The organism is Anaerotaenia torta, assembly GCF_050433395.1.
GTDB classification, from domain to species: Bacteria; Bacillota; Clostridia; order Lachnospirales; family Lachnospiraceae; genus Mobilitalea; species Mobilitalea torta.
Genome location: NZ_JBNPXH010000016.1, coordinates 84832 through 97395, shown reverse-complemented (window position 1 = coordinate 97395; position 12564 = coordinate 84832). Strand labels below are relative to the sequence as shown.

Annotated in this window: 6 protein-coding genes; 1 reads left to right on the top strand and 5 read right to left on the bottom strand. The window is 49.7% G+C overall.

Features of this window, described 5'->3' with window-relative positions; translation table 11 throughout:
* Positions 1–68: 68 nt before the first annotated feature.
* From HNQ56_RS21835 to HNQ56_RS21815, 5 genes are all read right to left on the bottom strand, one after another.
* Entirely contained in the window at positions 69–3338 is a 3270-nt protein-coding gene (locus HNQ56_RS21835; protein WP_429150412.1) for a type 1 glutamine amidotransferase family protein, read from the bottom strand.
* Between the two features lie 355 nt (positions 3339–3693).
* Positions 3694–6342 (bottom strand): family 78 glycoside hydrolase catalytic domain, encoded by a 2649-nt coding sequence (locus HNQ56_RS21830; protein ID WP_429150411.1) that lies wholly within the window; start codon positions 6340–6342, stop codon positions 3694–3696.
* A 337-nt stretch (positions 6343–6679) separates the two neighbouring features.
* Entirely contained in the window at positions 6680–8479 is a 1800-nt protein-coding gene (locus HNQ56_RS21825; RefSeq protein WP_429150409.1) for a type 2 periplasmic-binding domain-containing protein, read from the bottom strand.
* A 139-nt stretch (positions 8480–8618) separates the two neighbouring features.
* Positions 8619–9533 (bottom strand): carbohydrate ABC transporter permease, encoded by a 915-nt coding sequence (locus HNQ56_RS21820; RefSeq protein ID WP_429150407.1) that lies wholly within the window; start codon positions 9531–9533, stop codon positions 8619–8621.
* 13 nt (positions 9534–9546) lie between these two features.
* Positions 9547–10503 carry an ABC transporter permease gene (locus HNQ56_RS21815; RefSeq protein WP_429150405.1) on the bottom strand — a complete coding sequence of 319 codons (957 nt, stop codon included), beginning with the start codon at positions 10501–10503 and terminating at the stop codon, positions 9547–9549.
* Between the two features lie 238 nt (positions 10504–10741).
* Between HNQ56_RS21815 and HNQ56_RS21810 the strand changes: the two genes are divergently transcribed.
* Positions 10742–12556: a sensor histidine kinase gene (locus HNQ56_RS21810; RefSeq protein WP_429150404.1), complete on the top strand. Its 1815-nt coding sequence runs from the start codon at positions 10742–10744 to the stop codon at positions 12554–12556.
* The last annotated feature ends 8 nt before the right edge of the window (positions 12557–12564 follow it).

Below are 12564 nucleotides of genomic sequence, written 5' to 3'. Positions count from 1 at the left end.
TCTATATTCCTGTCCGGCATTGCTTGTTCCATCTTGCCGGTCAATGTTCCTGATCAAATCTTACGTTACTATCCTTCCAGTATCTCCACTCGTGACAGAATTCCGAAGGGTCTTAAGCACCATGCTTCACTCCACTCGCTTCCCCTGGTTCTATAGGAATCCGGTCCATACCATTTATATTCCTCATTGCAGTTATGCAGTGTTCCGAAGGAATTAAAGCGGTTGCCGAAGGCACGCAGCTCCAGGGTATGGCTTCCTGCAGACAGGCGGCCCGCCTGTACGGTATGGGGAGCCAGCGCAATAAGCCCGATGCTCTCTCCATCCACCAATGCCTCAAGCACAGGCGAGGAAAAATGAGGAACCCGGATAGTAACCTCCTGATCCCTCTCCAGCTCAAAATGCATGGAATAGATTACATCTCCTCCGTAGAACGGCAGCTTCTGCCTGGTAATATCACCGAACATCAGCCTTTTGGCTCCGGCTGTTACCACAGCCTTCGTTCCCCGCACTTCTACTCCAAAATCTCCGAGGAGAAATACATTTTCCAGATTCGTCTTGCGTCCGTAGGGAATTTCCAGAAGCAGCTCATTGCTGCCTGCTTTTAATCCGGTTACCGGAACGGTACGAATAAAGGAATCTACATAATAGCCGTGGGAAGCTTCCTTCCCTGTACCGCACAGGGTCTTATTCCACCAGACTTTCGCCTTCTCCGGCCGCTCCATGGCCAGCATGAGACCTTCCGTCTCAATCTCGGAGATTATTTCATACCGCAGGGTCACCGTATCCTTCTCCGGCGCCTCTTTGATTCTCCACGGCTGCGTATAGGCATCCTGACGATGGGGATATCCCAGAATGGTGCGGATCTCATTATCCAGACGGAGGATTTCCTCCTTGGGATGATATTCCCCGCCGTTCAGCTTCCACCAGGCGCTGTCCAGCAATAACACATTGGGCTCCGCCAGTTTAAAGCCATCCGGCTCGCAGATCGTGCTCAGTATCTTTTCCGGTTTTCTGCCGGAACCTGACGGCCCTGCTACCAAACCGTAGAACTTCGTCAGCTCACCGGTTTTAACAGGATATGGTTCCCTTGCCTCGTCATTTGCACCTGCTTCGCTATTGAAAGTCGCTGTCTTCTCCAAGTCTATTGTGCCAGCGGATATCTTCTCCTCCAGCCTCCACAGGAAGCTGTCCTGGGAATACAGATCCAGACTTACACAGGTCCAGCCATCCCGGTATTCGGCTTCCACCGGTCCGGTCTGCCCATCCATGGCATTGTAACAGGTTATCTGATATTCTCCGCGGATGCGTACCCTCATCTTCTCTGCCTGATCCAGACGGTTCCTCTTCCGGTTTACATGGCAGACAAACAGCCACTTGCTGTCTCCGTCCCTGCGCATCTGATAAAACAGATTGTCACTGTAATCCCCGTCCTCCTTACGGATTTCCAGGGTACGGTCTTTCTCCAATGCCCGAAGCAGCTCATATTTCTGATAAGGTATCACCTGGGTACGGGCGGCCAGCTTCCAAGCGCGGTCGCTGGGAAGGGCATCCACAAGCTCCGGAATATTTCCCAGGAAAATCACCCTGCCCCCTTCATCAGCCAAAGCCTCCAGGCGCTCCAGGGTAGTGCTGCGGATGGTTCTAAGGCCGGGTACCAGCACGGTTTTATAGCTCATGCGTCCTACCTTAAGCAGACCCGCATCCTCTGATTTCTCCGGATGCTCTCCTGCTTGTGCACATTGCTCCGGCAGCATTCCTTCCGACAGGAAATCAAAATCCACCAGCCCGAACAGCATCCAATCTATGATATTGCGGAAATTCTCATCCATCTGTTCCCGTAGTACCTTCGTCTGAGCCACAGGGCCATAGCTCATCCAGTAGGATTCAATGGGGTGCACCACGGCCACCTCCACCTGGGCGCATCCCCTGGTCAGCGCCGTATTGACCCTTGCAAAATAATTCTCCATATAGGAATATTTCTCCCACCAGGGGGATTGATAGTTGATGGAGGCCGGCCAGTCACGCTTGGCCTCCCCTTCCATGGATAGAAAGGCCAGGTGATGGCACCGTATGGTAACCCCCAGCGCCGCCTGCCAGTCCCCCTGCAGCTTATGCCCCTTGAAATCAAAATCCCAGTGGGTTACTCCGTATAATTCACTGAGAACACCTTCCCTGCCATTCTGGCGCGCCACACTGACCGCCTGCTTAATGGTGGAATACTCCGGATCCCCGCAGAGAATATCCACTCCCGGAAGCTGCTGCCTGCGATAGCAGCGCATGGCCTCTCCCAGCCGGAGAGTTTGGGAATACAGGGTGGGCTCCGACATGTAGTGCCCGGTCATGGCGATGCCGTGCTCTTCGCACCACTCTGCAATGGTATCGGAAAATGCAGAAACAAACCGCTCTGTCAAGTGATCATGGTAATGGTAACGGTGTACCGATGCCTTTCCCTGGGGAAGCTCCCACATCAGCTCCGGCAATACCTCCAGCAGATTTGCTCCATAGGCTTTCTCAAAGGTCTCAGACAGATCGTCCGTAAAGGAAAGCGTCACATCATACTCGCTTTCCCCATCAGGCAATGCCATGCTGCCCTTGATCTGAGGCTCATCGGTAAAAATGGCCGGAATGGATTTGCCGAAATCCTCTCCCAGTACAGCATAATAACGCTCATGGGTGATCTCCAGGAATCTGAGGATTGCTTCCCTGTTCATCACGTCCACATAGGTCTGGTCATTGAACCAGGGGCTCTCCCGCATCAGTTCCACATAGGCAAACCACAGCCTTCCCTGGTTCCGGGTCTCTTCTTCGCTGTCATATTCCGGCTGAGGGCCCTCCACTCTGCGGTAAGACTTCAGATATCCGCCCTCGGTCTTAATCCGGTAGGCTGTCAGGTAATAGCCCGCAGGCTTCTCCCCCTTTCGGATACTCTCCAGAAACTCATCCCTGGAGGAACACATCCCCCCCTTCTTCTGCCGGGTAAGAAGCAGGTGCCTGGCACGGTAATCCCAGTTCTCCGTTACAAGTCCGCCTGCGGCGCCGGAGGGATACCGGTCCTCATCATACAGCCAGCAGAGCATCCCCTTTTCCTTTGCCTTCTCATTGGCATATTGAACCAGCTCCATGAATTCATCGCCCATATATTCTGTTTCCAGGCCGGTACGGGGATGAAGGTGAGCTCCTCCAAATCCCATTCTATGAAACACTTCCATCTGATCGCTGATCAGCTTCCGGCTCACCTTGCAGTTCCAGGACCAGAACGGGGTTCCCCGGTATTCACTGGAGGGATTTTTGAATAATTCCTGATTTAATTCCGCTTCTTTGTTGTGATGATACAGCATACCTCTTCTCCCTTTCTTAAAAGTACGGACATTCTGCAGCAAGATCTTTTCTGTTGAAATAAAACCGTCATTTTTGCTATAAAAGATAAAATTCTAATAAATCCATTGGTGCATGATGTACTAAGTCCAGTTTATAGAACTTCCCACTCTATTGGAATCGTAAAATATTATGATAGAGTGGGAATTTCTGAACCTTAGATCTATTCTTATCGTTTATATTACAGGAACATAATACGTATTCCTGTAATCAGGGTGTACCATACAGGTGCAGTTGCTCTCATAATCTATATTACAGGAACATAATACGTGTTCCTGTAATCAGGGTATATGATACAGATATTACTATTCTTATCGTTTATATTACAAACCGGTAGGTATGGCTGCCGCTGCCCACAGTCTGCTTCACGCTGCCGTTGGGAGCTTCCAGGTGGGCTGTCACATTGGGCGGCACCTCCACCTTCACTTCGGCCTCCGTACCGTCCCGCTTCCATTCCACGGCAATCCTTCCATAGGGATGCATTACCCAGGCCTTTACCCAATCCACACCTTTTTCCGGGCGGGGCAGGATACGAATCTCCCCAATGGGCAGGCCGTCCCTTATGAGTTCCATGCCGCCCAGCGCACCGTAGAACCATTCCTCAATGCTGCCCAGCATCAGATGATTCTGGGAGCCGTGGGGTCTCTGGGGATCGGGTCCGTCCCATTCCTCCGTCAGAGTGGTGGCTCCCTTCACCACCTGGTAGCCGTATCCCGGCGTCTCCGTAATATTAGTCATCTCGTTGATCAGATCCGACATTCCGTATTTCATCAGAGCCGCAATCAGGAAGGGATGGCCTATATCACCTGCGGTAATTGCATATTTTCTCTTGATTACATCATCTCTTAACTGCTTTACCGCTTTTTCTTCCATTTCCCCGGGCACCAGACCCGCCATCAGGCTCATGGCCTGGGCTGCCTGGCTGCCGGTGGCGTATCTTCCCGTCTGGTCATCCAGAAATTGCAGATTGTATTCCCGGAATACTCTCTCCATCCGCTGTCCGTACTCCTTTGCATCTTCCGTCTTGCCCAGGAGCTCGGCCGCCTGCTTCATGATTCCAAGGTCGTAATAATAGATACAGGTTGCCACAACCGGAACCGGCGTATTCTGGGAATGGGGTGTGCATGGCCCGATATCCAGCCAGTCTCCCAGTCCATGGTGCAGCACCTCATGATGGGTCCGGCTTCCCAGGTAATCCAGATAGCGCTTCATCACATCATAATACCGGCTTATAAGGGAGAGATCCCCGTATCTTTTATATACATACCAGGGATTGATAATGCAGGCGCTTCCCCATTCCGGGGAATCCACAAAGCCCTGGTGCCATTTTTCAAAGCCTGTTACATATTCGGGACAGATATCCGGCACCAGGCCGTTCTCCCACTGGGCATCCGCCATGTCTCCCTCCACCTTGCCGTACAGGCTCTGAACCTCCAGATTATACATAATGGAAGGGCCGATCAGATGGCTCTCCTCCAGCCATCCCAGCTTCTCCCTGTGGGGGCAGTCGGTAAAATAGCTCTTAGTATTGCTGAGAATCGCCTGGCGTACGATTTTATGGATATCATTGAACAGCTGATTGGAGCACTGGAAATCCCCTGCCTGTGCCACGCCGGGATAGAGGAACTCTCCGGTCATCTCCGTTAATACGGGGAAGTCTCCGTCATCCGATCCTTCCGTCCCTATGGTTTTCATGGACACGGAGCCTTTCTTCCGGTCCGGGCCCTCTTCCGGTGCCGCATTTCCTCCCGGCAGGGCACCTGTCATTTCCACATAGCGAAATCCCGTATAGGTAAAGTCCGGCGCAAACTCCTGCTCTTCCTTCTCATTCAGAATATAAGTCCAGGCATAACCCCTTCCGGTTCCCTTTTGGTTCACCGTACCGTCCTGATTGAGAAGCTCTCCTGTCTTTAAGACAATCTTCCGGCCTGCCATAGTTCCGTCCGTTTTGACTTTTATCCTGGCCCAGCCGGAGAAGTTGGTTCCAAAATCATACAGCCAGGTTCCCGGGCGGATCTGCTTTATACTGACCGGTGTATAGCGCTGCATTACCTTGAGGGGTTCCATGGGCATGGCAGTCAGCTTTCCTTTGGGCGGCTCCACACAGAGAACCGGCTTCCAGATATCCTCCTCCACATAATCCCCGCTGAGATATTCTTCCTTCCACAGCCTTCCGTCATAATCCTCACCGCCATAGATACAGCAGAACTGTATGGGACTTGGAGCCATTCTCCAGGAATCGTCGGTTACCACCAGCTCCTTCGTCCCGTCCTCATATTGAAGCTCCAGCTGTATCAGAAGCTTGCATTTCCCATAGCTTCTTTCATAGTATACATATCTGCCTCCGGGTACGTTATACATGCCGTCTCCCAGCTTTACCAGCAGACCATTTTGGCCTTCTCTCATCCGTGCGGTCACATCATAGGCGGTATAAAAGCAGGTCTTGTCATAATCGGTCCAGCCCGGCTCCAGCACGTGGTCGGATACCCTGCCGCCATTCACCCAGCATTCAAAGTGTCCCAGACCGCAGATATACAGCTTTGCTTTTCTCAGCCTCTTTCCGCAGGGAAATGCCTTGCGGAACAAATGGTATACATGATCCCGGGTTTCTCCGATAAAGCTTCCCTTCCAGTCCTCCCGGTTCAAATACCCCGTTTCAAAATAAGTGTTTTGGCTGACCGTCTCCCTCCTGCCTCCGGCACAGCTTAAAACGCTCTCCACTTCCCATTTATAATGTTCACCGGATACCAGTGCACTTCCTTCATAAGCAACGCCTGACATACGGGAGGATTTCACACATCCGCTGTCCCATACCGGCTCCCCGCTTTCCTTCCATACCCGAATCCGATAGCTCTCCTGGCGGATCTCCTTTTCCTTGCCCTCCGCTTTCCAGCTAAAGACCGGGTTCTGACGGTCAATATTATTATGATTCACACGATGATTTGTTTTCAATTCATATAACTTCATAAAGTCCACCTTCCATTACGTCATTTCTTCGCTTTATACCGACATTATAAGGAAATGGGACTGGCTTTAGAATGGAAAAATCCCATATCTGTTATGCATATTTCACACATCAGGGCATGGTCCACACCAGGTCTGTGCGTTTATCAGAAATATTAGGAAGGCTCATCCCATATGATAATACGCTTCACAGGATTCCCATGCTGCACGCAAGGTAAACGTTACCCGAAGGCAGCACAAGCAGACTCTTTATTTAATAACCGAGGGCCGGGGGATCATCGTGATCCCCCGGCCCTCTCATTCCAACGTTATTCTGCTTACAATATTTCTAATACCTTAATTATTTCACAGTCTTGCTGTTCAGCATCTCAAGAATTCCGTCAAAATCTTCATCTGTCTGGCTCTTAACATCCTTTATATATGCTTCCCATGCTGCATCATCGTTAACGTCCTTGTCACCGGTAATAAACGCCAGTGCCAGCTCCTTCACTCTGTTCTCACAGGTTCCGCTGTAGCTCAGCTGCGCCTTAGCGGTCTGCTCTTCTGCGGTTAAATAGGTTACCGGAGGTCTGTCATAAGGAGCTACGGAATCCGGACCGCCGTTTACACTGGACTCAATCCAGTATTTTCCTTGATAGTAACCCTTCTCTGTGTTCCACCAGGGCTCAGGGAGAGAGGATACTGCCAGCATAGCGTTGAAATCAAGAGGAATAAAAGGAATACCGGTTCTGCATACGGAGGAAGCCATTAAGCCATACTCTGCGGACTTCACTGCAGGCTTCTCATTGTTCATGATCTCATCCACATAGGCATTCTGACCATCTTTCACCGTATAGGTCTCACCTTCAATACCCCAGTTCATCAGCTGAACCATCTGATCGGAGTACTGGTAGTCAATCATTGCTACCGCATATTCCGGATACTCTGTTGCTGCGCTGATATAGATACCAGCGGTTGCACCCAGGGATTTTGCAGGCTTTCTGGAGCCCCACTTCCAAGGGGTGCCATAGGTGTCGTTCTTAGGCAGGAACGCAAGTCCCCATTCCATCTTATCATCTGTCTTGGCGGCGTTCCAGCTCGCAACGGAACCGGACCACAGGGTAGGACATACAGCACCCACATTGGTGGTTGCCTTCGTCTGTCCCTGATTGAAGTCTGCTGTTGCAAACTCGGGATCGATGTATCCGGCCTTATATAAGCTGTTGATATATTTCAGCATTTCACGGAAATTATCCTCGAGGGGTCCGAATACCCATTCGCTGCCATTGTAGTATAAGCAATCCCAGGTATGGAAGATTCCTACAAAGCCGCGGTAAATAGAGTAATCCTTGGTATTGTTGATGATGACATAATCCAGATCAAGAGAACCGTCATCAATCTTTGCTTTCATATCGGCACACAGCTTGGTGAATTCATCCAGAGTTGTGGGAGGATTCCAGCTGTTGTCCCTCAGCAGGTCAAAACGGTATGCAAACGCGGTGAAGGACTGCGCTCCCTGGATATCGTCGGGATTGTAGAAACCATCCATGAAATAGTACATGGAGCCGTCTTCATTTCTTGCAAAGTATTCTCCGCCTGTGGTTTCCTTCATATAATCCGGATAGTATACCATATAATCTTCATAGTTTGAGAGATTAAGCAGAGTTCCGTCCTCACCGTATTCATTAACGGCTACACCCTTGGTAACAGTTGCTATATCAGGCACAAGACCGGACTGTAACACTACCAGTTCACTGTCTGCATAGCTGGCATTTCTGTTCCAGGTAATATCCAGCTTACAGCCAAGATATGCTTCCATTCTCTTCTGCCATTCTTCCTGAATCATGGTTCCTTCGGAAGACTGCTGGTAATCGGGAATGCTTACCTCCAGCTTCAATACTCCTCCCGGAATCTCCGGAAGCTTTATGCCATTGCTGGCTGCCGTAGCGGCGGGATCAAACCTGTCCACCTGGGCTGCATCCGTCGGCTCCTGTTCGTTGCCTTTGTCTTCTCCCTCCTGCCCGGCGCTCTGTGTCGGCGCATTGGTCACCTTGTTGTTATCCTTTTCCTTCGCCTTGCTGCCGCAGCCGGCCAGAAGGCTTGTGGTCATGATAGCAACCAGAAGCAGTGCAATCACTTTCGTAAAGCTTTTTTTCTTCATATTTTCCTCCATTTCTGCCGTAATCCGGCACTTTGTTCTATATGCAGAGAAGCTGGGCGCCTGCCGTATTTACAACCTCACGGCAGCATTTCCCACACTCCATATAGCCAACCTCATTTCACACCGCGATGTATCGCGGTCAGCCCTTTACTGCCCCAACCTGCATTCCCTGTGCAAAGTATTTCTGGACAAAGGGGTATACCAGCAGGATCGGCCCTATAGTGGCAATAATACAGGCATACTGTACATTCAGCTGGTTCAGCAGACCGTCACCGATCATCTGCTGCGTATCGCTCATGTTGGCAATACCCGATTTCAGCACTACCTTTCTCAGCACCATCTGGATGGGCTGCTTGGCAGGATCCTTGATATACAGCAATGCATCATAATAGCTGTTCCATACTCCTACGACGGAGAACAAGCCGAAGGTTGCATAGAGGGCTTTGGACAGTGGCACATAGATATGTGTCAGTATTCTGAATTCACCGGCTCCGTCAATTCTGGCGGCTTCTCTGATCTCCAGAGAAATACCCTTGTAGAAGGAGCGGTAAACAAATACATTAAAGGCGGATACTGCATTGGGCAGGATCAGGGACCACCAGCTGTCATACAGTCCGATATTCTGAATTAACAGATAGGTAGGAACCGTACCGCCGCTGAAGAACATGGTAATCAGCAGGAACACCGATAAGGGTTTGCGGAGCACAAAATCCGGCACCATCATGGTATAGGCCAGCAGGGAAGTCAGTGACAGGTTGATCAGCATACTCCCGATTGCAATGATAATGGTATTCCTGTATGCACCGAAGATATCCTGCTCCCGGAACAGAAGCTTATATCCCTCCACCATGAGCTCCTTCGGATAGAAGGTGACCTGTCCCGTGGTAATCATACGGTTGCTGGAAAGCGACGTAGCCAGCACATTAAGAAAGGGGTACAGGAAGATAACGGTCAGAGCCAGCATGAAAATACCTAAAAGGACATCAAAGGTCCGGCTTCCGATATTGATTTTATTCTTGGGGTTTGTCCGTACTGCTGCTTTATTGTATGCCATTGTTTCTCCTCCTTTACCACAGACTGTTTTCCGGATTAATCTTACGGGTTATGGTGTTGGCTCCGAATACCAGCGCGAAGCAGATAATGGAGATAAACAAATTCACGGCCGTGGCGTAAGAGAATTTTCCTTCCATAATACCCTTTTGATATACAAAGGTTCCGATTACCTCCAGCTGGCTGCGGTTGGTATCGTTCTGCATCAGCAGGATCTTGGTATAATCACTGTTCAGCACATTGCCCACATTCATAATCAGCAATACCGTGGTCGTAGGCAGTATGGTGGGCCAGGCGATATTCTTGACCTTCTGCCAGCGGTTTGCACCGTCAATATTTGCAACATCGTAGAGGGTTGTATCCACATTGGAGAGAGCCGACAGATACATGATGGCTCCCGAACCCACGCCCTGCCAGATAGCCGAGCCGATATACAGCAGCAGGAAATACTGGCTTCCATTGTTCATATCCACCCTTGCCATACCAAACAGCTCTCTGATATCATTAAACAGGCCCCGGGTAGAACCAAATCCGTTCAGCATGGAACACACTACCACAACGGAAATAAAGTGAGGGATGTAGGAAACACTCTGTACCACCCGCTTATAAGCCGCCCCCTTCATCTCATTCAGCAAAAGGGCAAAAATAATCGGTGCGGGAAAGGTACATACTAAGGCCAGCGCACCAACCCGGAAGGTATTCCATATAATCTGCATACTATTTACATTTTTAAAGAAGGTAATGAAGTTCTTAAGCAAGGGATTTAACCAATCGCTGCCCCATACACCCTTTGAAGCCTTAAAATTTTTAAATGCGATCAGTATGCCGTACATCGGAACATATCTGAAGATGATTACCATGATGACGGGTACCAGCGCCATCAGCACCAGCGTCTTCTGTTTCCACAGCTGCTTCCAGAAGGTCCTTTTCATCGCGGCCGGTGCTGCCGCAGCGGTTTTAGATCTATTTGCCATGCTTACTCTCCTTTTTAGCTTCGTTCATCAGATTATTTTGTCTCAATGAATTTATTATATTGTTGTGAGGAAAAATTTTGAATGGACGAAACATAAAATATTTATGCATATTTTTTATGACGGAAAGGCGACTATGTAATTTTCTTATATTTTTCAAAGATTTTTATATAGCCAATACCGCATCACCTATTGTAAAATATACATTAGGAAGTATAACACCCTATTATAAGGAAAATTCATGAGAAGAAAGAAAACCATTTTATTATCCCTGACCCGCCAGTTTACCATGGTATTAATTCTATTTACCATCTGTACCGCAGGCATTATTTCATATAATACCTACGGCTATGCCGGACTCCAGACCTCTATTCTGAACAAGAGTCTGGAATCCTACTCTGCCCAGCTGGCCAAATCCACCAGGGAATCCTATAAGAGCTATGAGAATATCTGTTACAGCGTCGCCTACAACCCGGCTGTCCAGAGCTATCTCATGAGCCGCGGCAACCGGGCCGCCTATGAATCCTATCAGCAGCTGGAAAACCTGCTCAGCAGTACGGCCCTGCTGAATCCTTACATTATTGATATTGCGGTTTATGGGCAAAGTGATATTTTTGCAGCCCTGTGCGGTTCCTCCCAAAATTATGAGGAGTTTGCTAAAACCCTGACAGACTCCAGGTTTCCCTACCGCTCCGTGGGAGTTACCACCATTAACAGAACCTTCTGCCATATCCTGGCAATGCCTATTTATTCCCTTGGTACCGGAGAAAGCCGTTACCTTGGGATTCTGTTTCTGGCCATTGATATTAACAATCTGCTGAGCAACAGTCTGAGCAGTCTGGATAATGATTACAATCCGAGAATTGTCTTCACCGATGAGAATAACCGGCTGATGTACGGGGCTCCCGAGCTTTATGAAGCTCTGTTGCAGAACAGGGATGACAGCGGGCTCTTCCGGATAAAGGTACTCGCAGATTCTTCCACTGAATATGCGGTAACCGCCTATTCCATTCCCGATATCAATCACACTCTGTATGTTCTGATTGATCGGAAGCAGGTTACGAGCCGGGTATCGCAGATTTCCAGAAGACTTCTTCTGAGTATGAGCACCCTGGTTGCTTTCGCCATCCTGCTCCTGCTGCTGCTTTACCGCCCCCTGATCCGCTCCTTGAAGCAGCTGACCAACTTTATGAAAACCGTCTCTGCCGGTGACCGGAAGGTTCTGAAGGAAGGGGCCAGAATCCACCAGGGCCGCATCGGCTCCAGTGAGATCGATGAGATTTCTTCCGCCTTTAATGATATGCTGGTGCAGACAGAACATCTGAATTACACCATCTTCAATACCTATACCAGGATGTATGAGCTGGAGGCCAGCAACCGGAAAGCGGAGATTGCACTGCTCCGCAGTCAGATCAATCCGCATTTTCTCTATAACACCTTAACCATGATCTGCGGTATGGCCGCGGAGGGAATGAATGATAAGATTATCTCTGTCACCGGCGCCCTGTCCCAGATCTTCCGCTACAGCATCAAAGGCAGCGATATGGTGACCCTGCGGGAGGAGATGGAGATCGTCCGTTCCTATCTGATGATCCAGGAGGAACGGTTTAACGGACGCTTTACCATACGGTACGAGTTCATGGAGAATTCCTACGACTGCCTGATTCCAAAGATGATTATCCAGCCCTTGGTAGAGAATGCTATTTTACACGGTCTGGAGAAAAGCCTGGAGCCGGGAGAGCTGTGGATCGGTGCCGGACGCAATCCCGATTATGGCTATCTGGCAATCTGGATCTTTGATACCGGGGTCGGTATGCCGGCGGACAAGCTGGAGGAACTGCGCAATGCCATCACACAGCATACGCTGCAATATTCCGCCAATGCAGATCCGGATACCCTGGAAAATCCGGATATTCCAAAGAGCGACAGCATCGGTATTCTGAATGTCAACAACCGGATGGTTCTATATTATGGAACAGATTACACCCTCCTGATCGATTCGGAAGAAGGAGTTGGCACGAATATTCAGATCCGGGTTCCCTATCGGATCGAATAGGTCAATGA